The organism is Bifidobacterium sp. B4111, from assembly GCF_026537235.1.
Taxonomy (GTDB): Bacteria; Actinomycetota; Actinomycetes; order Actinomycetales; family Bifidobacteriaceae; genus Bombiscardovia.
Window position 1 is genome coordinate 490,522 of the sequence record NZ_JAFNMO010000001.1, and the last position, 21,424, is coordinate 511,945.

Annotated in this window: 18 protein-coding genes; 17 read left to right on the top strand and 1 reads right to left on the bottom strand. The window is 62.6% G+C overall.

Features of this window, described 5'->3' with window-relative positions; genetic code table 11:
- Positions 1 to 11: 11 nt before the first annotated feature.
- A complete protein-coding gene (locus tag J3T93_RS02320) occupies positions 12 to 632 on the bottom strand; it encodes a superoxide dismutase (protein WP_024626528.1) in 621 nt (206 codons plus the stop codon).
- A 221-nt stretch (positions 633 to 853) separates the two neighbouring features.
- Between J3T93_RS02320 and J3T93_RS02325 the strand changes: the two genes are divergently transcribed.
- The 17 genes from J3T93_RS02325 (at position 854) to J3T93_RS02405 (ending at position 21,422) form a co-directional block, all read left to right on the top strand.
- Positions 854 to 1,774, top strand: a complete 921-nt coding sequence (locus J3T93_RS02325; protein ID WP_267430386.1) for a TrmH family RNA methyltransferase — start codon at positions 854 to 856, stop codon at positions 1,772 to 1,774.
- Between the two features lie 69 nt (positions 1,775 to 1,843).
- Positions 1,844 to 2,911 carry a phenylalanine--tRNA ligase subunit alpha gene (gene pheS / locus J3T93_RS02330; RefSeq protein WP_267399717.1) on the top strand — a complete coding sequence of 356 codons (1,068 nt, stop codon included), beginning with the start codon at positions 1,844 to 1,846 and terminating at the stop codon, positions 2,909 to 2,911.
- A 7-nt stretch (positions 2,912 to 2,918) separates the two neighbouring features.
- Positions 2,919 to 5,525 (top strand): phenylalanine--tRNA ligase subunit beta, encoded by a 2,607-nt coding sequence (gene pheT, locus J3T93_RS02335; protein ID WP_267430387.1) that lies wholly within the window; start codon positions 2,919 to 2,921, stop codon positions 5,523 to 5,525.
- A gap of 25 nt (positions 5,526 to 5,550) precedes the next feature.
- Entirely contained in the window at positions 5,551 to 6,159 is a 609-nt protein-coding gene (locus tag J3T93_RS02340; protein ID WP_267430388.1) for a DUF4190 domain-containing protein, read from the top strand.
- A gap of 23 nt (positions 6,160 to 6,182) precedes the next feature.
- Entirely contained in the window at positions 6,183 to 6,773 is a 591-nt protein-coding gene (locus J3T93_RS02345) for a DJ-1/PfpI family protein (protein WP_267430389.1), read from the top strand.
- A 108-nt stretch (positions 6,774 to 6,881) separates the two neighbouring features.
- Positions 6,882 to 7,976 carry an N-acetyl-gamma-glutamyl-phosphate reductase gene (gene argC, locus J3T93_RS02350; RefSeq protein ID WP_267430390.1) on the top strand — a complete coding sequence of 365 codons (1,095 nt, stop codon included), beginning with the start codon at positions 6,882 to 6,884 and terminating at the stop codon, positions 7,974 to 7,976.
- Positions 7,973 to 9,142 (top strand): bifunctional glutamate N-acetyltransferase/amino-acid acetyltransferase ArgJ, encoded by a 1,170-nt coding sequence (gene argJ / locus J3T93_RS02355; protein WP_267430391.1) that lies wholly within the window; start codon positions 7,973 to 7,975, stop codon positions 9,140 to 9,142. The genes argC and argJ overlap by 4 nt, the downstream gene beginning before the upstream one ends.
- A 70-nt stretch (positions 9,143 to 9,212) precedes the next feature.
- Entirely contained in the window at positions 9,213 to 10,160 is a 948-nt protein-coding gene (gene argB, locus J3T93_RS02360; protein WP_267430392.1) for an acetylglutamate kinase, read from the top strand.
- Positions 10,147 to 11,442, top strand: a complete 1,296-nt coding sequence (locus tag J3T93_RS02365) for an acetylornithine transaminase (RefSeq protein ID WP_416378811.1) — start codon at positions 10,147 to 10,149, stop codon at positions 11,440 to 11,442. The genes argB and J3T93_RS02365 overlap by 14 nt, the downstream gene beginning before the upstream one ends.
- A gap of 47 nt (positions 11,443 to 11,489) precedes the next feature.
- Positions 11,490 to 12,464 (top strand): ornithine carbamoyltransferase, encoded by a 975-nt coding sequence (gene argF / locus J3T93_RS02370; RefSeq protein ID WP_267430393.1) that lies wholly within the window; start codon positions 11,490 to 11,492, stop codon positions 12,462 to 12,464.
- Positions 12,464 to 13,000 carry an arginine repressor gene (locus J3T93_RS02375; RefSeq protein ID WP_267399726.1) on the top strand — a complete coding sequence of 179 codons (537 nt, stop codon included), beginning with the start codon at positions 12,464 to 12,466 and terminating at the stop codon, positions 12,998 to 13,000. The genes argF and J3T93_RS02375 overlap by 1 nt, the downstream gene beginning before the upstream one ends.
- A gap of 59 nt (positions 13,001 to 13,059) precedes the next feature.
- Positions 13,060 to 14,295 carry an argininosuccinate synthase gene (locus tag J3T93_RS02380; RefSeq protein ID WP_024626517.1) on the top strand — a complete coding sequence of 412 codons (1,236 nt, stop codon included), beginning with the start codon at positions 13,060 to 13,062 and terminating at the stop codon, positions 14,293 to 14,295.
- Between the two features lie 17 nt (positions 14,296 to 14,312).
- Complete coding sequence (argH, locus tag J3T93_RS02385) at positions 14,313 to 15,758, top strand: argininosuccinate lyase (protein WP_267430599.1); 1,446 nt, start codon at positions 14,313 to 14,315, stop codon at positions 15,756 to 15,758.
- 93 nt (positions 15,759 to 15,851) lie between these two features.
- Complete coding sequence (locus tag J3T93_RS02390; RefSeq protein ID WP_267399728.1) at positions 15,852 to 16,583, top strand: SGNH/GDSL hydrolase family protein; 732 nt, start codon at positions 15,852 to 15,854, stop codon at positions 16,581 to 16,583.
- A 248-nt stretch (positions 16,584 to 16,831) separates the two neighbouring features.
- Positions 16,832 to 18,163 (top strand): tyrosine--tRNA ligase, encoded by a 1,332-nt coding sequence (gene tyrS, locus J3T93_RS02395; protein WP_267399729.1) that lies wholly within the window; start codon positions 16,832 to 16,834, stop codon positions 18,161 to 18,163.
- A 23-nt stretch (positions 18,164 to 18,186) separates the two neighbouring features.
- The gene (locus J3T93_RS02400) at positions 18,187 to 20,361 is read left to right on the top strand and encodes a helicase (RefSeq protein ID WP_267430394.1); all 2,175 of its coding nucleotides are present in this window, start codon (positions 18,187 to 18,189) and stop codon (positions 20,359 to 20,361) included.
- A complete protein-coding gene (locus tag J3T93_RS02405; RefSeq protein WP_267430395.1) occupies positions 20,358 to 21,422 on the top strand; it encodes an HAD-IIA family hydrolase in 1,065 nt (354 codons plus the stop codon). Before J3T93_RS02400 ends, J3T93_RS02405 begins: the two co-directional genes overlap by 4 nt.
- Positions 21,423 to 21,424: the final 2 nt, after the last annotated feature.

Genomic DNA, 21,424 nt, shown 5'->3' on the forward strand with positions numbered 1-21,424 from the left:
GCGCTGGTCTTTTACCTGGCCAGAGTGGTGTTGATGTTGCGCACCTCGTCGAAGCGCTTGGAAGCATCCTCCCAGTTGACGATGTGCCACCAGGCCTTGACGTAGCTGGCCCGGTCGTTCAGGTACTCCAGGTAGTAGGCGTGCTCCCAGAGGTCCAGCAGGACCAGCGGGAAGATGGTGACGGGCAGGTTGCCCTGGTGGTCGTACATCTGTAGGGTGACCAGGCGCTCGCCCAGGGTATCCCAAGCCAGGACGGCCCAGCCGGAGCCCTGGATGCCTGCGCACATGGACTCGAAGTAGGTCTGGAAGCCCTGGAAGGACCCGAACTGGTCTTCGATGGCGGCCTTAAGTTCGCCAGTAGGCTCCTGGCCGTCGGCCGGGGCCATGTTCTTCCAGAAGATGGAGTGGTTCTTGTGCCCGGCCAGGTTGAAGGCCAGGTTCTTCTCCAGCAGGTTGGACTGAGCCACGTTGCCGGACTCGGCCGCGTCGTGGATCTGCTCCAGGGCCTTGTTGGCCCCGTTCACATAAGCCTGATGGTGCTTATCATGGTGCAGCTCCATGATCTTGCCGGACACGTACGGCTCCAGTGCCGAGTAGTCGTAGGGCAGATCGGGAAGTGTGTATACGGGCATATCGTCTCCTCACAATGATTCTGGCCAAGCCAGATGTGCCATGGTCGGTCTGCGCCATACCAGCAATGGACGTGGTCGACCCGACCGGTTCTTTTACACTAGCCTTTTGTTCGCCGAGCACAAGGGGCGCAGACCTTATCTTTCAGTGAAATTTCCCACAGATGCGGGCTCATGAAGGTCCGTCAGCCGTGCTCTCGACTGCCGGGGTTAGAGTTGTGCTCATGCCCTTTGATGAATCCCTTCTCGACAATCCCCGTGCCCAACGAATTCGTCGCTTGGCTGAACTGCAGGATCGGCGGGCCCGGCAGCGTCATGGCCGCTTCCTGATAGAGGGGCCGCAGAGCGTGCGCGAGGCGGTCCGCTGGCGTCCCGACCTGCTGACCGACCTCTATATTCAGGTGGATGAATCCTCTCCTGTAGCCCAGGGCGGCCATCCGCAGCCACTCAACGAGACCGTAGGGGCCATCATGGAGCAGGCTCGAGAGCTGCCTGACTGCTACGGACACTTCGTCTCGGCCCGGGTCATGCGTGCCATCAGCGGCAATGCCCAGGGAATCCTGGCACAGGCGCGGACTGATGGATTTTTGGTCCAACCGACAGATCTTGAGGATCCCCAGCACTTGCCGGGGGAGGGGCCCGACCTGGTGGCGGCCTTCTGGCAGATTCGTGATCCAGGCAATGCCGGAACCGTCATTCGCACCGCCGATGCTGCCGGTTGCCGGGCGGTCATCCTGGTGGACCAGTGCGTGGAACCCACCAATCCCAAGGTTATTCGTTCTACGGCCGGATCGGCCTTTCATATACCCCTGATGAGCATGGGCACCGAAGACTTCCTGGGCCTGTGCAGACGACAGGGTCGGTCCATGGTGGCCGCGGATGTCTATGGCACGCCGGACAAACCCGTCCGCTCCTTGACTGATTTGATGGCGAGCGGTGCCCTGGCCAAGCCGGACTCGTCGGGTCAACCCATGGCCCTGCTTTTCGGCAATGAGGCACGTGGACTGCCCAGTGGGTTGCTGCAGTCCATGGATCAGATCGTTCGCATACCCATATACGGGCGGGCTGAATCACTCAATCTGGCCACCTCGGCGGCGGTGCTGCTTTACGCCATGGCCATGTCGAGTCGTATTGAAAGAATGTGAAGGCGTCAACGACCGGGATTTCCGCTGATTTGCGGCCCGGACACGGCATTGGCAACAGTGGAAAGGTCCATGGTGGCACAGGAAGAATTCGACCCCGCGGCGATGACCGACGAGGTCAACGAGGGCATCGGCAGGATTCGCGAAGCCTCCGATCTGGAAGAACTCAAGGCGATCAAGGCCAAGTATGCAGGGACAGGTTCAGCCCTGGCCGGATCCGGCCGGATCATCGGAAGGCTGCCAGCGGATCAGAAGAAGACCGCCGGCCGTTTAGCGGGCAAGCTCAAGGCTGACTTCGGCCGCGCCTACGGGCTCAAGGAGCGGCAGTTGCGCCAGGAGGAGGAGTCCCGCCGCCTTGCTGCCGAGCAGGTGGATATGACCCTTCCGGTCGAGCGTAAACCTCAGGGCGCACGTCATCCGCTGTCCAAGCTCATGGAGGACGTGGAGGATTTCTTCGTCTCCATGGGTTGGAGTATCGCCCAGGGCCCCGAGCTGGAAGCCGAATGGTACAACTTCGATGCGCTCAACTTCGGCCCTGACCATCCTGCCCGTCAGATGCAGGACACCTTCTACGTCAAGGGCAGCCAGGCCAGGGACGCCGCCGGCTTCGTCGGCTCCAACATGGTCATGCGCACCCATACCTCGCCCGATCAAGCCCGTTCCCTGATAACCCGCGGTGTACCGCTTTACGTGGCCTGCACGGGCAGGGTCTTCCGCACCGATGAACTGGATGCCACCCACACCCCGGTCTTCCATCAGTGCGAGGCCATCGCCGTCGATGAACACCTGACTATGGCCGACCTCAAGGGCACCCTGGACAAGCTCGCTGTGGCCATGTTCGGTCCTGAGGCCCGGACCAGACTACGGCCCTCGTACTTCCCCTTCACCGAGCCCAGCGCCGAGATGGATCTCTGGTTCCCTGACAAGAAGGGCGGCCCCGGATGGATTGAATGGGGAGGCTGCGGCATGGTCAACCCCAACGTTCTGAGATCAGCCGGCGTGGATCCGCAGCGCTACTCAGGCTTCGCCTTCGGTGTGGGCATGGAGCGCACCCTGCTCCTGCGCCACGACATCAACGATATGCACGACCTGGTCGAAGGCGACGTGCGGTTCAGCCAGCAGTTCGAGATGGGGGAGTGACTGTCAGATGCCAATGGTAGATATCGACTGGCTCAAGGAGCATGTGCAGGTCCCTGAGGATCTGACCTATGAACAGCTGGCCAAGGACCTGGTTCGGGTCGGACTGGAGGAAGAGGACATCCACCAGTCCACTGTGACCGGCCCAATCGTAGTCGGCTATGTGGTGGATGCCGAGCCTGAGCCTCAGAAGAACGGCAAGACCATCAACTGGTGTCATGTTGATGTGGGCGAGCAGTACAACGCCGTGGACGACCAGGGTCGCAAGGTGCCGCGTGGCATCGTCTGCGGGGCCCCCAACATGGCTGCGGGTGAGAAGGTGGTGGTAACTCTGCCAGGGGCCGTCCTGCCCGGTGACTTCCGCATCGAACCACGCAAGACCTACGGTCATATCTCGGACGGCATGTGCGCCTCCGAGCGTGAGCTGGGACTGGGTTCGGACCATCAGGGCATCATCCTGCTACGCAACTACGGGTTCACCCCCGAGCAGTACGAGCAGCTCAAGCCTGGTGACGATGCCATGAGCCTCCTGCATATGAATACGCCCGTGCTTGAGATCAACATCACCCCTGACCGTGGCTACGCCTTCTCCTACCGGGGGGTTGCCCGCGAATACCACCACTCCACGGGCGCCGAGTACACGGATCCGGTGATTGAACTGAACAAGACGGTGCCGGCCTCGGCAGCCCAGGAGGATCAGGCACCGCTGGCCGTGCGCGTTCAGGATGAGAATCCTATTCACGGTCAGCCAGGCTGTGATCGGTACTACCTGCGTGCCTTGACCGGGTGCGACCCCAAGGCGGCGACTCCCAGCTGGATGCGTCGTCGGCTGGTTCGGGCCGGCATGCGCTCCATCAGCCTGCCGGTGGACATCACCAACTACGTCATGCTGGATCTGGGCCAGCCCCTGCACGCCTACGACCTGGACAAGCTCAGCGGGCCTATCGTGGTGCGCAGGGCCAGGCAGGGCGAGCACCTGACCACTCTGGATGGCAAGGATCGCGAGCTCAGCACCGAGGATCTGCTCATCACCGACTCGCCCCAGGGGCAAGAGGGATCTCGCATTCTGGGTCTGGCCGGCGTCATGGGCGGTCTGTACGGAGAAGTGACCGATCAGACGAAGAACATTCTGATTGAGTCCGCTCACTTCGACCAGGTGACCATCGCCCGGACCGCCCGTCGCCACAAGCTGCCCTCGGAGGCCTCCAAGCGCTTTGAGCGCGGGGTCGATCCGCAGATGCAGCCAGCCGCCGCAGCCATGGCCGCTGACCTGCTGCATCGCCTTGCCGGTGGGCAGGACCTGGATGCTCCGCTGGATATGGATCAGACCAAGCCCATGCCGGTCATCGACTTTGCCGTCAGCGAGGTGGCACGTCTGACCGGACTGGAGGTGGAGCCCCAGCGCATCGTGGCCATTCTGCGTGATATCGGCTGTACTGTCCAGGGCGATCCTCAAGATCGGCTGTCGGTGACTCCTCCAACCTGGAGGCCCGACCTGGGTGAGGGCTGCGACCTGGTCGAGGAGGTGGCCCGTCTGGTGGGTTATGACCGCATTCCCGTCACCGTGCCATCACCCAAGGTGTCCGGAGCGGTTGGTCTGACCGATCGCCAGCAGCGCCGCCGTTGGGTGGCTGACACCCTGGCCGAGTATGGACTGACCGAGGTTCTGGGCTACCCGTTCGTCGGTAACAATGATTTCAAGGCCTTCGGCATGGATCCTGATGAGGCCCATGTCAACAGCGTGGAACTCGCCAACCCCATGGCCGCTGACAGGCCCTACCTGCGCCAGAGCCTGCTGCTGCCGCTGGCCAACACCGTGGAGCGCAACCTGCGACGTGGCAACACGGATGTGCGTCTCTTCGAGATCGGCTATGTCTTCCGTCGCGATCCCAAGGCTCCTGCGGTGCCCACCCTTCCGGGCGGTGTGCGGCCCAGCGACGAGGATCTGGCCCGCCTGGACCAGGGTCTGCCAGAGCAACGGCTGCATGTGGCGGCCTTGCTGACCGGCCGTGCCCAGGAGGACGGCTGGCTCAAGGACAGCAGGGATGTGGACTGGACCGATGCAGTCGAATCCGCTCGGCGTGTCCTGGATAGGCTGGGAGCGCATTATCGGCTTGAGCAGCCCTCGGCCGAGCAGGTGCCCGATCAGTGGCATCCGGGCCGTACCGCCAGGCTGGTCCTGGATGACGGCACGCTTGTCGGCATGGTGGGCGAGTTGCATCCTCGGGTTGATCAGGCTCTGGGCTTCCCTGCCCACTCGGCCGCCTTCGAGCTGAGTATGGACATGGTGCTGGACCATTTGGACTACACCCCCCTGCAGGCCAAGCCCGTGTCGACCTTCCCGCCGGTCCGTCAGGATCTGGCCTTCACCGTGCCGGACACGGTCTCGGCAGCCGACCTGACTTCCGCCATCAGAGAAGCGGCTGGGTCTAGTCTTGAATCCATCGAGCTGTTCGACGTTTTCACTGGCGATCAGATCGGTGAGCATGCAAAATCGCTGGCCTTCGCAGTCACCTTCCGCGCCCCGGACCGCACCTTGACGTCCGAGGACAGCGAATCCCTGCGCCAGGCCATCGTTGACAGGACTGCAGGTCTGGGCGCCGTGCTGCGTGCCTGACCGGGCATCAAGGGGACCGAGGGACATGACGGATTCTCAAGAACAGGGCACAGCCGGTGGACCCGACCGCCAGGATCATGATGGGGGCGACCAGCCCTTGTACGGCGCGCGCGCCGATCGTTATCCAGGATGGAATCCGTACATCTACGGTCGCCCAGACCCCGAACCCAAGGCCAAGGAATCCGATTCGTCCCAGGACAACCCCGCCAATAGGCCCATGCCCATGGCGGGGCAGTCGGGTCCCGGCCGCGGCGGAAATCCTGGCAATCCTCAGGCCCGTCCCGGTGCGCCAGGATGGCTTCCCCAGGGCATGCCCGATCTGAACGACCCCTCCCAAAATCCGGTCTACGGCCACTGGGATCCCTGCGCCATCATTGCCTTCCTTATGGCCCTCTTCCTGCCCATGCCTGTGATTCCCGCTTTGCTCGGCGGCGTTTCCATGTATCGGACCCGCCGACTGCATATGAAGGGCTATGGGCTGGCCATGGCTGCCCTGATCATCAACCTGCTCTTTACCTTGGCCTGGATCTGGCTTCTGGTCAACGGGGTCTCCCTGAACGACTTCTACCAACAGATGGTGCCGTCGCCCTCGACGGGGGGCGGCGGCTCAGGCGGGGACGGTGTCAGCGCCTGAGATCTAAGCAGGGGGTCATTCAGATGGGTTTGGATATCAATATTGTCGTATTCGACGGGTTTGCGCCCTTGGATGTTTTCGGCCCCTTTGAGGTTTTCATCAATACTGATGGCGCCCGGGTGCGACTTTTCTCCTTGGAGGGCCCTGGAGTGAAAGTCGGGGAGGGCGGTGTCAGGGTCGAAGCTGTAGGACCCGAAGCGATCGATCCCAAGGGAGTTTTGCTGATACCTGGCGGGTCCGGCACGCGAACTCTGGTTGGAAACGACCGATGGATTGGGCAGTTGGCAAGCCTGGCCGCCCAGTCGCCCCAGGTAATGACGGTCTGCACAGGATCGGCTCTCTTGGCTGCCGCCGGTGTGTTCGACGGTCGGCGTGCGACCTCCAATGACTTGGCCTTTGACTGGGTCGTCAGTACGGGGAAGCGTGTGAACTGGGTCAAGGATGCCCGTTGGGTGGTCGATGGCAAGTTTCGTACTTCTTCGGGTATCTCGGCCGGTATTGACATGGCACTGGCCTTTGTGGAGGACACATGCGGGCCCGAGGCTGCGGACAGGGCCAGTACGCAAATAGAATACATCCGAAACCGAGATTCCGGTTATGATCCCTTCGCATAGGTGACAGCGTCGCGCAGCTATAGCATGTGCATAGCGACACGCCGAATTGTATAAATATGCGTTTTACTGCATGAGTATGTATGATGGTGCCCGATGAAGGGAGCACTCATGCGGCAATACACGGTGGTTGTAGCGGGAGCTTCGGGGTATGCCGGCTCGGAAATGATCCGTCTATTGGCAGCGCATCCAGCCTTTCAGGTATGCACGGTCACCGGTCACGGCTCCGCTGGTCGACTGTTGGGGGAGTTCTCGCCCAACCTTCCGGATTCGCTGGCCTCGCTGCAGATTCAGGATACGAAGCCGGAGATTTTGGCCGGCCATGATCTGGTGGTTCTGGCCCTGCCTCACGGGGCTTCGGGTCCCTTGGCCGAGCAGCTGGATCCGCAATCGCTGATGGTCGACCTGGGCGCTGATCACCGGCTGGAGAATCCGGAGGACTGGCAAGACTATTATGGCGGACCTTTCTCAAGCCCGTGGACCTACGGGATGCCTGAGCTGCTCAATCCTGGTGGCGGTCGTCAGCGTCAGTTGCTTGGGCAGACCCGGCGGATCGCTGGTCCCGGCTGCAATGTCACGGCAGTCACCCTGGCCTTCCAGCCTGCTTTGGCCGCCGGACTGGTGCAGACCAATGATCTGGTTGCTGACCTGGCAGTCGGCTATTCGGGTGCCGGACGCTCAAGCGGCAGAATGGATCTACTGGCAGCCCAGGCCATCAATTCAGCCCATCCCTATTCGGTCGGCGGCACCCACCGGCATATCCCTGAGATTCTGCAGAACCTGCGTAAGGCCGCAGCTGCGGATCCGAACCTCGGAGGTCTTGGGAAACAGCCCATCAGTTTGGGGCTGACCCCCATACTGGTCCCCATGTCAAGGGGGATTCTGGCTGTGGTCTCGGCCAAGCTAAGCGAGCGTGGACGGAGCATGGGGATGGCTGATATTCGTGCCGTTTGGGAAGAGATCTATGCCCAGGAGCAGTTCGTCGATCTGCTCCCCGAGGGCAGGCTCCCCTCCACGGCCGACGTGTACGGCTCCAACCGGGCCCAGGTCCAGGTCGCTGTGGACCAGCGCGCCGACCGCCTCTACGCTTTCGCCGCCATCGACAACCTGACCCGGGGCACCGCAGGCCAGGCCCTCCAGGCCGTAAATCTGGCCCTGGGCCTGCCCGAGGAGACCGGATTGACAACCATAGGAGTGGCACCATGAGCATCACCTACCCTGCAGGCTTCCGGACTGGCACCGCCATCGCCCATCGTCCGGGAGGTCCACAGCGCCGAAACCTGGCCTTGGTCGTCAACAGCGGACCCATGGACACGGCTGTTGGGGTCTTTACCCCTAATCGTTTCCGGGCCGCTCCGGTCATCTGGACCAGCCGAATCCTTGAAGAAGGCCATGCTGGAGCCGTGGTCATCAACTCCGGCAATGCCAACGCCTGCACTGGTCCCGAGGGCCTGGACCAGGCCAGGGCCATGGCTGAGCGGACAGGAGAGCAACTGGGTCTGCCCGCTGATCGAGTTGCTGTCTGCTCCACCGGGATCATCGGCCATCTGCTGCATCTGGATTCCATATTGACCGGCATTGACCAGGCTGCCCAGGATTTGTCGGCCAGTCAGGAGGCCGGCGAAGAGGCCGCCAAGGCCATATTGACCACCGACACCTGCACCAAGACCGTGGCTGTGGACGGATCCGGCTGGCGGCTGGGCGGCATGGTCAAGGGTTCCGGGATGATCGCCCCGCAGTTGGCCACTATGATCTGTGTAATCACCGCCGATGCCATTCTGGAGCCGGAAGAGGCACTCCAAGCCTTGTCGGAAGCTTGCCAGCTCAGCTTCAACCGGATCGACGTGGACGGGTGCATGTCCACCAACGACACCGTCCTGCTGATGGCCTCCGGGGCCTCTGGTGTGCGGCCTGATCCCGACCAGTTCCAGGAGAAGCTGGGTCAGGCCTGCGCGGATCTGGCCCATCGGATTGTGGCCGACGGCGAGGGCAGTAGGCATCGGATCCGTATCCGGGTGGATGGTGCCGAGAGTGAGGATGCAGCCCTTGCCTGCGCCCGGGCGGTCTCCGGCTCAACACTGCTCAAGTGCGCGGTGGCCGGCGAGGATCCCAACTGGGGCCGAGTGGTGTCCTCCCTGGGCACCGTGCCGGTTTCGACGGCGGCCTATGACCCGGCCCATGTGGATGTCAGCTTCAACGGCATCAAGGTTTGCCGGGGCGGCCGTCCCGGCCAGGACCCGGAGCTGGTCGACCTGCATGTCCCAGAGGTCCATATCGATATCGACCTTGGTCATGGTGACAGCCAGGCCACGGTATGGACCGATGATCTGACCCACGAATACGTGACCATCAATGCCGACTACCACACCTGATGGGAAGACCGATCAGGCGCGCTGCCAAGAGCTGCAGCAATCGGAAGATGGTCATAAGGAAGGGAAGAGGATGGCGGATGACGAGCAGGAAGCCGAAGCTGAAAAGGCCTTGGACGACGCCCGCAAGGCCCAGGTGCTCATCGAGGCCCTGCCCTGGCTGGAGGAGTTCGCCGGCCAGCGGATCGTAGTCAAATACGGTGGCCATGCCATGGTGGACGACCATCTGCGGCAGTGCTTTGCCCAAGACATGGTCTTCCTGAGGCAGGTGGGCATGCATCCGGTGGTGGTGCACGGCGGCGGCCCGCAAATCTCCAGCATGCTCCAGGCCCTGGGCATCCCCTCGGTCTTCCGCGGCGGCCTACGGGTGACCACATCGGAGACCATGAAGGTGGTTCGTATGGTGCTGACCGGACAGGTGGGCAGGGATCTGGTCGGGGCCATCAATGCCCACGGTCCCATGGCTGTAGGCCTGTCGGGTGAGGATGCTGGCCTGTTCAGTGCAGCCCGCCGTACCGGCATGGCGGATGGTCAGCCGGTTGATTTGGGCCTGGTGGGCGAGGTCGTGGGCGTGGATGCCTCGGCCGTCGAAGACCTGATCGATGCCGGGCGAATTCCCGTCGTCTCCTCTGTGGCTCCTGACGAGCAGGATCCCACCCAGGTGCTCAACGTGAATGCCGATGCGGCCGCATCCGCTCTGGCAGTAGCTTTGGGGGCCCGGAAACTGGTCATCCTCACCGACGTGGAGGGCCTGTATGCCAACTGGCCCCAGGCCGACTCCCTGGTCTCCAGCATCGGGGTGGACCATCTTGAGGACATGCTGGAGGACATGCATGAGGGGATGCGCCCCAAGATGGAGGCCTGCCTGCAGGCCGTGCGCTCCGGGGTGGGCGAGGCCCACGTCATCGACGGGCGGCGGCCGCATTCCATGCTCAACGAGATCTTCACCCGCAACGGCATCGGCACGGTGGTCGTACCGGGCAAGGACATGATCATGAGGAGGAGCCATGACGAAGACTGATGCACCTATGAGAACTCCCGAGGGGCCGCAGAGCAGTCAATGGGCAGACCGCTATGACCGCGTCCACATGCAGGTCTTCGGTCGGCCGGGCAGGGTCATGGACCATGGTCGAGGCGCCTGGATCTGGGACCTGGACGGCAACCGCTATCTGGACATGATGGCCGGCATCGCGGTCAATGCCCTCGGTTACGCCCATCCTGCCTGGAACAAGGCATTGGCAGAGCAGGCCGGAAAGATGGCCCACATCAGCAACTTCTTCGCCTCCCAGCCTCAGATCGAGCTGGCCGAACGACTGCTGGACCTGGCTCAGGCACCGGAGGGATCCCGCGTCTTCTTCGCCAACTCGGGAACCGAGGCCAATGAGGCGGCTATCAAGCTGGCCAGGCTGCATGGCGCTCACTTGGGCGGGCATCCCGGCCGTATCATGGCGCTGACCCATAGTTTCCACGGCCGCAGCATGGGATCCTTGAGTCTGACATGGAAGCCGGCCATCCGTGAGCCCTTCCAGCCCCTGGTCCCGGGTATGGGCTTCCTGCCGGCAGAAGATGGCGAAGCTATAGAGAAGGCCTTTGCACAGGGGGAGACCTCAGAAGAGCCGGTGGCTGCCGTCATTCTGGGGCTTATCCAGGGAGAGGCCGGGGTGCTGCCGCTGAATCCTGACTACGTTCGGCAGGTGCGTGAGCTCTGTAGCCAGCATGGAGCCCTGATGATTCTGGACGAGGTGCAGACCGGCATGGGCAGGACCGGCCACTGGTTCGCCTTCCAAGACCAGAGCCTGTCCGGAGGAGCCTGCCCGGACGTGCTCACCTTCGCCAAGGGGGTGGCAGGCGGATTCCCCATGGGCGGGATGATCACCTTCGGCCCTGGACCGTCAGGTCTGCTGACCCCGGGCATGCACGGGTCCACCTTCGGCGGCAATCCTCTGGGATCGGCTCTGGCGCTGACCACCTTGGATACCATCCAGCAGGAGGGCCTGTTGGAGCGGGCGCGGCAGATGGGGGAGAGGCTGCGCGCCGGCCTTACTGACTGTGGCAATCCCCTCTATACCCAGGTCAGAGGCAGGGGACTGCTGGATGCGGTCCAGCTGAGCGCTCCCTGTGCCGGGGATCTGGCCTCTTGGGCCCTGGACCATGGGCTGATCGTCAACGCTGTGGCCCCCGATGCCCTGCGTCTGGCCCCGCCCCTGATCATCCAGGCCGATCAGATCGACCTGGCCGTGGATATCCTGTCCAAGGCTCCGGCCAGTCTCGCGGACAAGGGCTTGCGGCAGGATGATCAGTGAGATCAGCCATCAATGACGTGCATAATCATAGCGATAGGGAGGCAGAGATGAACAACGGTTTGCGGCACATGCTGCGTGACGACGACCTCAACCACGAGGAGCAGTTGGAGGTTCTCCGACTGGGCATGGCTTTCAGGGCAAATCCCTATTTATCTCAGCCTTATAAGGGGCCTCAGGCCGTGGCCATCATCTTCGACAAGCCCAGCACGCGCACCAGAACCAGCTTCTGCGTGGGTGTGGCCCAGCTGGGCGGCTATCCCATGGTCATCGATAGCTCTGGCTCGCAGCTGGGCCGTGGCGAGCCCGTGGCGGACACCTCCAACGTGCTGACACGGATGACGTCCACCATAGTCTGGCGCACCTTTGGCCAGGATCGGGTGGAGACCATGGCTGCCCATGCCACCGTGCCCGTCATCAACGCGCTGACCGATTCCTTCCATCCCTGCCAGGTTCTGGCCGACTTCCTGACCTTGGCACAGCACCGGGGCGGGGTCGACGCCCTGGCCGGCATGACCATCGCCTACCTGGGCGACGCAGCCAACAACATGGCCAACTCCTATCTGCTGGCCGGGGCAGTAGCCGGCATGAACGTGCGGATTGCCGGACCCAACGGCTTCCTGCCCGATCCAAACCTGGTGGAACAGGCGCGGACCCTGGCTGCTGAAAACGGCGGATCCATTCTGGTCACCACGGATCCGGTCCAGGCCGTGGAGGACGCTGACTGCGTCTTCACCGACACCTGGGTCTCCATGGGCGAGGAGGACCAGTACGCCATCCGCTCCCATCCCTTCCTGCCCTATCAGGTCAACGCCGCACTTATGGCCCATGCCCGCCCGGATGCACTCTTCCAGCACTGCCTGCCCGCCTACAGGGGCCGGGAGGTGACGGCCGAGGTCATTGACGGCCCCCAGTCCGTGGTCTGGGACGAGGCCGAAAATCGGCTACACGCCCAGAAGGCCCTGATGACCTGGCTGGTGGCCCGCTCCCGGGGTGACGAATCCCTCCTGCAGGGGGTGTGCTGATGCGTCCGACGACCAAGGTGGCCCGGCTGGATGCCATCCGTCAGGCTTTGAGCCGACATAGGGTCAACTCCCAGCAGCAGCTGTCAGCCCTGCTGGCTGATCAGGGCATTGAGGTGACCCAGGCCACCCTGAGCCGGGACCTGGACGACCTGCATGCCACCAAGTTGCGGTATGCAGACGGCAGCATGGCCTACTGGATTCCCGCCACCACCGACCAGCAGGCCATGGAGGCGGCTGCCGCAGAGGGGCCTGAGGTCGAGGGGGAGAACAAGACCGATGCCTACCTGGCCAAGATTCTGACTGGGCTGATTACCTCAGTGGCCCGGGCCCGCAACCTGCTGGTGGTCAGAACCCCGGCCGGCGCTGCCCAGTATGCAGCTTCTGCCCTGGACCGCCAGCCCATCAATGGAATCCTGGGCACCATAGCCGGGGACGACACGATTCTGATCATCGCTGCAGACGATGAATCGGCTTCATCCCGGGCCGACTGGCTCATGACTATCGTCTCCGGCCAGGAGGATGCCAGAGCCCGATGATGGCTGAAAGCATGAACTGAATATTGACAAGTGTGAAATTAGAAGGAAAGAGGATCGCCATGACCGAAAACAATCGCATCGTGCTGGCCTACTCGGGCGGCCTGGACACCTCGGTGTCCATTCCCTACCTCAAGGAGCGCACCGGCAAGGATGTGGTGGCCGTCTCCCTAGATGTGGGGCAAGGCGGCGAGCGTCTGCAGACCATCCGCCAGCGGGCCCTGGACTGCGGAGCCGTCGAGTCTGTAGTGGTGGATGCCCGGGACGAGTTCGCCAGGGATTACTGCATGCTGGCGCTCAAGGCCAATGCCATGTACGAGGGCGTCTACCCGCTGGTATCGGCCATCTCCAGGCCGCTGATCACCAAGCATCTGGTCCAGGCGGCCCACCAGTACGGTGCCGACACCATAGCCCACGGCTGCACCGGCAAGGGCAACGATCAGGTTCGCTTCGAGGTCTCCATCATGTCCATCGACCCCTCGCTGAAGGCCATCAGCCCCATCCGTGACCTGGGACTGATGAGGGATGTGGAAATCGCCTACGCCAAGGAGCACCACCTGCCCATCGAGCAGACCGAGGAGAGCCCCTATTCCATCGATCAGAACGTCTGGGGACGGGCCATCGAGACAGGCTACCTGGAGGATCCCTGGAACGGGCCCACCAAGGATGTCTACTCCTACACCGACGATCCTGCCTTCCCACCGGTCGAGGACGAGGTGACCATCGACTTCGAGCAGGGCATCCCCGTGCGCATCGACGGCAGGGCCGTTACGCCTCTGGAGGCCATCGAAGAGATGAACCGCCGGGCCGGAGCCCAGGGCATCGGACGTGTGGATCTGATCGAGGATAGGCTTGTGGGCATCAAGTCCCGCGAGCTCTACGAGGCACCCGGGGCCATTGCCCTGATCACCGCCCACCAGGAGCTGGAGAACTGCTGCCTGGAGCGCGAACAGCACCGGATCAAGCGCGACATCGACAAGCGTTGGGGCGAGCTGGTCTACGACGCCCAGTGGTACTCGCCGGCCGTCCGCTCCCTGAACGCCTTCATCGAGGAGACCCAGCGCTATGTCTCCGGCCGCATCCGTATGGTCATGCACGGGGGGCGGGCCGTGGTCACAGGCCGTCACTCCGACAGCTCCCTCTACGACTACAGCCTGGCCACCTACGAGTCCGGCGACAGCTTCGACCAGAACGCCTCCAACGGGTTCATCGCCATCTACGGCCTGGCCGACAAGGTGGCCGCCGCCCGTGACATGCGCTTCGGCAACGGCATTGCACAGGACGGACAAGAGCAGTGAGCACCGGCGACAAGCCCATGGCCCTCTGGGGCGGGCGCTTCAGCGGTGGTCCCTCGCCGGCGTTGGTTGAGCTCAGCCGGTCCACCCAGTTCGACTGGCGACTGGCCGATGACGACCTTGCCGGTTCCCGGGCACACGCTCGGGCCCTCAACCGTGCTGGGTTGCTGGATGATGGCGAGCTGGCACGTATGGAACAAGCCCTGGATGAACTCCAGGATCAGGTGGATTCCGGCGCCTTCGCCCCTGAACCCGGCGATGAGGACGAGGCCACGGCCCTGGAGCGCGGCCTGATCGACATTGCGGGGGACCAGCTGGGCGGCAAGTTGCGGGCCGGGCGTTCGCGCAACGATCAGATCGCCACCCTGATTCGGATCTGGTTGCGTCGTCACGCCCGGGTGCTGGCCAAGGATCTGCTGTGCACGGCCCAGGCTCTGATGGATCAGGCCCGTGCGGCGGGGGCCACGGTCATGCCTGGCCGCACCCACATGCAGCACGCCCAGCCTGTTCTGCTGGCCCACCAGCTCATGGCCCATGTCTGGCCCCTGATCCGTGACTTGGAGCGCCTGAGAGACTGGGACCAGCGTGCTGATGCCAGTCCATACGGGTCGGGTGCGCTGGCTGGCACCACCCTTGGTCTGGACCCCCTGCCAGTGGCCCGGGATCTGGGCTTTAGCCGGGTCTGCGCCAACTCCATCGACGGGACAGCCGCCAGGGATGTGGTGGCCGAATTCGCCTTCGTCGCCGCCATGATCGGCGTGGACCTATCTAGGCTGGCCGAGGAGATCATCATCTGGAACACCCAGGAGTTCGCCTTCGTTCGCCTGGACGACGGCTATTCGACCGGGTCCTCCATTATGCCTCAGAAGAAGAATCCGGACGTGGCCGAGCTGGCTCGCGGCAAGGCCGGTCGACTGATCGGGGATCTGGCTGGCCTGCTGACCACCCTCAAGGGGCTGCCGACAGCCTATGCGCGCGACCTGCAGGAGGACAAGGAGGCGGTCTTCGACCAGGTGGATACCCTGGAGGTCCTGCTGCCCGCCTTTGCCGGCATGGTCGCTACTTTGACCTTCAACAAGGATCGGCTGGAGGAGCAGGCACCCACAGGCTTTGCTCTGGCCACCGACCTGGCCGAATGGCTGGTCAGGCAAGGAGTGCCCTTCCGGCATGCCCACGAGCTCTCCGGAGCCTGCGTCAAGCTGGCCGAGGGGCGTGGATGCGAGCTGGCTGACCTGGAGGATGCCGATTTCGTCAGGGTCTTCGCTGACTGGGTGCCTGCCGGTCAAGCTCCAAAGGTCCGTTCGGTCCTGACTGCCGCGGGAGCAGTACGCGCTCGCCAGGGCCAGGGGGGCACCGCACCGGAGAGGGTCAAGGAGCAGATGGACCAGGCTGTACATGTGCTGGAAGAGCTGAAGGCTTTCGCCGACTCGCAATCTGATGGGCCCGCCTTCCGTCCGCCCAAGTGAGCTTTCTGGTTTCCGCCAGACCGGTGGCCGCGTTAAAATTCCGAACGGCAATTCCCCAAGAGGGAGGGTAAAGAGCGAAAGGCGGCGGCGAACATGAATCCGGTGGCACTGGTTCAGGCCTGGTGGGCCAAGCAGCACATCACTCTGGCCAAGGAGCCACCCGGCTCACGCCAAGGGCTGTGCTCGCCACCGGATCAAGGCCGCGACCTGGAGCCGCTGACCATGCTGGTGGTGGGTGACTCCATGGCGGTCGGCTGCGGGGTGAAGGACCAGAGCCAGGGCTTCGTCCCTGACATAGCAGCCTGCCTGGCCACCCGGTTGGGGCGCCCGGTATCCTGGTCGACCCAGGGCCGGTTGGGGGCCACCATCCGCAGGGTGCGTTACCGGTTTCTGCCCGCTCTGCAGGATCATCCTGATCTGCTGGTTCTGTGTGCGGGATCCAACGACATCATGGCCAATCGTACCGATGAGCAGTGGCGGGATGACCTGGCAGCCAGCATCGATCTGGCTAAAGACAAGGGCCGCCAGGTGCTGGTGCTCAGCTCCGGTCAGCTCTATCGAGATCCTGCCCTGGGTCGGGCGCTCAGGGCCGAGGTGGAGCGTCGGATAGCACGCCAGACGCAGACCAGCCGTCGGGTCTGCCAAGAGGCCTCGGTGCCTTTCGTGGATGCCACCCGTGACGACGTTGGCACTGACCGACCCGATTTCTGGGGCATTGACCACTTCCATCCGGGGGTTGAAGGATATCGGCGCATGGCCGCCTGCGTGGTCGACCATATTCCCCAAGACTTGATCGATCAGTTATCTGTGTCTGTGCATTCCTGACTTGAATGCAGCGATTGTGCAGAAAGGTTCCTGCTGGTCGCCCTGCCATAGCCCAACAGTCGGCGGTCAAGAGTCGGTCAAAAGCGGATGGTCCGCAATTAATAATCAACCCAGCTTCATTCCTCGGGAATTCCGGCTTGATGCGGTCTTGTCTGCAGTGGTTCGGGGCTCTGTCGTGTCGGTATCTGTTGCAAGAATAGTAGGGTTTAGCATATATTCATCAAATATTCGATAGGGAGTAGCCTCTCATGTCGCAGGTCACCGATTTCAGGCAGGCGGGTTTCGACTCGCTTTTCGACGAACTCAAGTGGCGCGGTCTCATTGCCCAGTGCACGGACGAGTCCGAGCTCAGGAAGGTGCTGGCCGACCCCTCGGTGACCTATTATTGCGGATTTGACCCCACGGCCCCCTCACTGCACGTGGGCAATCTGGTCCAGCTGCTCAACATGCGCCACCTGCAGGCGGCCGGTCTGCATCCCATCGCCGTTGTGGGCGGGGCCACCGGGCTGATCGGCGACCCTCGGCAGTCGGGGGAGCGCACCCTGAACCCCAAGCAGACCGTGGCTGAGTGGACCGAGCGCCTGCGTGGCCAGATCGGGCGCTTCCTGGACACCAAAGGTGAGAATCCCGTCCGGTTTGTCAATAATTATGAGTGGACCGGCTCTATGAGCACCATCGACTTCCTGCGCGATGTTGGCAAGAACTTCCGCATGGGCACCATGCTGGCCAAGGACACGGTGGCCCGCCGTCTGGACTCAGACGAAGGCATCTCCTTTACCGAGTTCAGCTACCAGGTGCTTCAGGGCAACGACTTCCTGGAGCTCTTCGACCGCTACGGATGCAGCCTGCAGCTGGGCGGCAGCGACCAGTGGGGGAACCTGACCAGCGGCCTGGACCTGATTCGTAAGGTGCGCAATGCATCCGTCAACGTCATGACCAGCCCATTGATCACCGACTCCCAGGGCAAGAAGTTCGGCAAGTCCGAAGGCAATGCAGTCTGGCTGGATCCCACCATGTTCAGCCCCTATCGCTTCTACCAGTTCTGGTTCAACCAGCCTGACGACCAGGTGGTCAAGCTGCTGAAGACCTTCACCTTCCTGCCCAAGGCCGAGATTGAGCGTCTGGAGGAGAGGACCGCCCAGGATCCGGGCGTTCGCGAGGCCCAGAAGGTCCTTGCCTGGCAGGTGACCTCCTATGTGCACGGCGAGCATGCCGCCCAAGGGGCCATTGATGCCTCTGGTGCTCTCTTCGGTCGCGGCAAGACCCTGGAGGAGCTGGACGAGGATGTGCTGGATTCCGCACTCGACGGCCTCAAGATCGATGATGGCCAAGGCGGGCGAGCCCTGCCTGCAGCCAGTGAGGGTCAACGTCTGGTTGAAGCCGGGGTTGCGGCCGGACTCTTCCGCTCGGTCTCTGAGGCTCGTAAAACTGTGGCATCGGGCGGTTTCTATCTGAATAACCAGCGGATCGAGGATCCGGATCAGGTTTTGGAGAATAAGGACTTTCTGCATGGGCGCTTCGCCCTGGTTCGCAGAGGAAAGAAGGCCCTGGGCGCACTTGAGCGTCGGGCCGGCAAGTAGGAACGTAGGAATTAAGGACACTGATGGCAGAAGAACACAATCATTCCCGGGGTGATCGCGGACGAGGCCGGGGCGGTTCGCGCCCAGGAGGCTTCCGGTCGGGCGGCCGTCGCTCTTCGGGCTTCCACAAGGGCGGTTCGCATTCGGGCGGATACCGCTCCGGAGGCTACCGTTCGGGAGGTCACCGTTCCGGCAACTTCCACAACCATGACGGCGAGAGCGGCGAAGAGCGTCGCTCCGAGGGCAGGAATGGACAGCGGCCCTTCCGCGGACGCGGGCACGACCGGTTCGACCGCGATAATCGAGGATACAGGCATGATCGTCAGGATGGCCACGGCGGCTTCCGTAGGGATTCCGACCGGGATCGCTATTTTGACAGGCGTGATGACCGCCACGGCCGTCGACAGGATGGTGACCGTCCTCGTCGCGACTTCCACACCAACGGTCATGGGGGATACGGGCATCGTGACCATGACAATGATCGCGGTAGGTCGGGGTACGGCTACCAGCGGCATGACCGTGACCACGATCGCGGTCAGGGCTTCCGTGGCAACCGTCGTCGGGATGACGACCGGAGGTTTGATCGTCGGAAGGATGAGCGGTCCGGTGGGAATCGCCCATGGAACAACCGTTCCCGTGATGACCGCCCGCGTCAGGACCGTTCGCATGGGGACCGTCCCTACGGCAACCGCTCCTATGGTAACCGTTCCCGCGATGACTATCGTCAAGGCGGTTATCGGAGCGACCGTTCCCATGGCGACAGGTACCAGGGCCAGCATGGTCGCGATGACCGTCGCCGTGAAGATTATCGCCATGACGACCGCCGCGGGACTTATCAGCGTGACCGTCAGAATGGTTATGACCGCGGTCGCCGCAACTCAGACGGGACCATTTCCTACCCCTCGCAGAACCCCTACACGGATCGTCGGCCTGGCGAGCCCAAGATGCCCAAGGGCCTGGAATGGTCCATGCTCTCCAAGGATGATCGCCTGCGCCTGCGCGGACTGAGCAAGGAACACGCGGAGAACATCGGCTTGCACATCCTGGCCGCCTATGCGCTGGAGGAGACTGATCCCCAGGGGGCCCTTGCTCATGCCAAGTGGGCTGCACGGCAGGCCTCGCGGATTGATCTTGCCCGGGAGACGCTGGCCTTGGTGGCCTACCGTCAGGGCGACTACAAACTGGCCCTCAAGGAGTTCCGCACTGCGCACCGTATGAACGGCTACCCGGATTACCTGCCCTTCATCGCCGACTGCGAACGCGGTCTGGGCAATCCCCGCAAGGCCATTGAGGAGGCTACCTCCGACGAGGGCAGCCAGCTGCAGGGCGAGTCCAAGGCGGAGATGTTCTTGGTCTATGCCGGAGCCTTGGGCGATTTGGGCCTGTGGGACAAGGCCATCGAGACCGTTCAGGCCCTGGTCAAGGCCCGTGGGCTCAGCGGCGACTATCGGATGCGTGCCGTCCAAGCCGAACAGAACTTCCTTGATCAGGCTGGTCGTGGCCAGGAGGCTCTGGAGCTGGAACCCTTGCTGGATCGGCTGGAAGCTGAGTATGCCGACGAGGATGAAGGCGAGGATGGGCAAAAGGATGGACAGTCCGAGGAGATCCTGATTGACTATGACCTGGAGCACCTGGATCCGGCCATGATGGAGGATCTCTCCATCGACCCGGACGTCGGTGAGGATGACTCGGATGAGGGTGAGACTGAATATGCTGAGTCTGATGCCACTGATGCATCCGATCAGGGTGCTGATGACAGCATGGCTAAGGAATCCCACGAGTCAGTAGCTTTGAACGATTCAACTGACTCAGCTGGCATAGGTGACGCAGATGGCTCAACCGACTCGACTGATTCAGTCGATATATCCGACACTGTTGATTCAACTGGTTCGTCCGACTCTGCTAGTTCATCTGAAATGCAGGAATCCGGAATGCAGGAATCGTCAGATGCTGTGGAGCAATCCGGGGGGGAGTCTTCTCGCCTTGATGCAGAAACTTCGGATGATGGTTCTCAAATCGGCCAGAACAGTAGCGAAGCTGACGCGGCTGTTGCCGATGAATCGACTGTCGACGACGGTGAGACGGCTGTCCTGAGTGCAGGATCCGAGACAGACACTATCAATGATCAAAATGAACAGGCCAGGGATGAGCAGGTCAATGAGTCCGGTATGTCTGATGATGACAGGGCTGAATCGTGACCATCTTCTTCAAAGGAACTGATGACGCTCCGGCAAAGACCTACCGCCTGGCTCTGCTGGACCTGGACGGGGTGGTCTACCGGGGCGCTGACCCTGTCGAGCATGCGGCCGAGGGCATCGATCGCGCTCAATTGCTGGGCATGCGCATGGCTTACACCACCAACAACGCATCCCGGTTCCCTCATGTGGTGGCCGATCAGCTGCGCGGGTTCGGTCTGACCTTGGATGATGAACAGGTGATTACTTCCGCTGTAGTCGCCGCACGAATGCTGCGCCGACACTTGCAGGAGGGCGCCAAGGTGCTGGTCATCGGATCCGATCATCTACGCGATCAAATCCGCATCAACGGAATGGTGCCCGTCGACAAGGCCACAGACCAGCCGGAGGCCGTCATCCAGGCTTGGTATCCCGAACTGAGCTGGCAGGACCTGGCCCAAGCCGCTTTTGCCATCGAAAACGGTGCACGTTACTTCACCACCAACAAGGATCAGACCCTGCCCAGGGAGGGCGGTATGGCGCCCGGCAATGGGGCCATGCTCCAACCGGTGATTCTGGCTACTGGCAAGCAGCCGGAGGACTCGGCGGGCAAGCCGGAATCGGCCATGTACGACGAGGCCCGGCAGCTCTTGGCCAGCAGCCAGGAGGAGATCCTGAACGTTGACCCATGCCTACCTGTGGGCGATCGTCTGGACACTGACATCGAGGCAGCCAACCGGGGCGGGTACGACTCTATGCTCGTCCTGACGGGTGTGGCTCGAACACCCTCCATTCTGACTGCACCTGCCAAGTGGCGGCCTACCTATCTGGCTGAAGACCTGCGCAGCCTGGCCGTGCCGCAACCGCAGCCCAGCAAGGAGGCAGATCAGATCTGGCACTGCGGCGACCAAACCGCAAGGGTGGATGATGACGGGCATGTCACCCTCCGTGCTCTTGAAGGCGGTGGTGACCCCCTGCACGACTTGGATGCTGTGCGAGCCTGCGCCTGTGCGATCTGGGAATATCAGGATTGTGGTGGCGATATGGATTCGCTGGATTTGCCTGCCTTTGACATCGGGGCGTAGCG

Coding starts and splice junctions, on each gene's coding strand:
- J3T93_RS02375 (WP_267399726.1), top strand. CDS start 12,464: ATGCGTCCGACGACCAAGGTGGCCCGGCTGGATGCCATCCGTCAGGCT.
- argJ (WP_267430391.1), top strand. CDS start 7,973: ATGAGCATCACCTACCCTGCAGGCTTCCGGACTGGCACCGCCATCGCC.
- argB (WP_267430392.1), top strand. CDS start 9,213: ATGGCGGATGACGAGCAGGAAGCCGAAGCTGAAAAGGCCTTGGACGAC.
- J3T93_RS02340 (WP_267430388.1), top strand. CDS start 5,551: ATGACGGATTCTCAAGAACAGGGCACAGCCGGTGGACCCGACCGCCAG.
- J3T93_RS02345 (WP_267430389.1), top strand. CDS start 6,183: ATGGGTTTGGATATCAATATTGTCGTATTCGACGGGTTTGCGCCCTTG.
- argF (WP_267430393.1), top strand. CDS start 11,490: ATGAACAACGGTTTGCGGCACATGCTGCGTGACGACGACCTCAACCAC.
- J3T93_RS02380 (WP_024626517.1), top strand. CDS start 13,060: ATGACCGAAAACAATCGCATCGTGCTGGCCTACTCGGGCGGCCTGGAC.
- J3T93_RS02365 (WP_416378811.1), top strand. CDS start 10,147: ATGACGAAGACTGATGCACCTATGAGAACTCCCGAGGGGCCGCAGAGC.
- argC (WP_267430390.1), top strand. CDS start 6,882: ATGCGGCAATACACGGTGGTTGTAGCGGGAGCTTCGGGGTATGCCGGC.
- pheS (WP_267399717.1), top strand. CDS start 1,844: ATGGTGGCACAGGAAGAATTCGACCCCGCGGCGATGACCGACGAGGTC.
- J3T93_RS02400 (WP_267430394.1), top strand. CDS start 18,187: ATGGCAGAAGAACACAATCATTCCCGGGGTGATCGCGGACGAGGCCGG.
- tyrS (WP_267399729.1), top strand. CDS start 16,832: ATGTCGCAGGTCACCGATTTCAGGCAGGCGGGTTTCGACTCGCTTTTC.
- J3T93_RS02320 (WP_024626528.1), bottom strand. CDS start 632: ATGCCCGTATACACACTTCCCGATCTGCCCTACGACTACTCGGCACTG.
- argH (WP_267430599.1), top strand. CDS start 14,313: ATGGCCCTCTGGGGCGGGCGCTTCAGCGGTGGTCCCTCGCCGGCGTTG.
- pheT (WP_267430387.1), top strand. CDS start 2,919: ATGCCAATGGTAGATATCGACTGGCTCAAGGAGCATGTGCAGGTCCCT.
- J3T93_RS02325 (WP_267430386.1), top strand. CDS start 854: ATGCCCTTTGATGAATCCCTTCTCGACAATCCCCGTGCCCAACGAATT.
- J3T93_RS02390 (WP_267399728.1), top strand. CDS start 15,852: ATGAATCCGGTGGCACTGGTTCAGGCCTGGTGGGCCAAGCAGCACATC.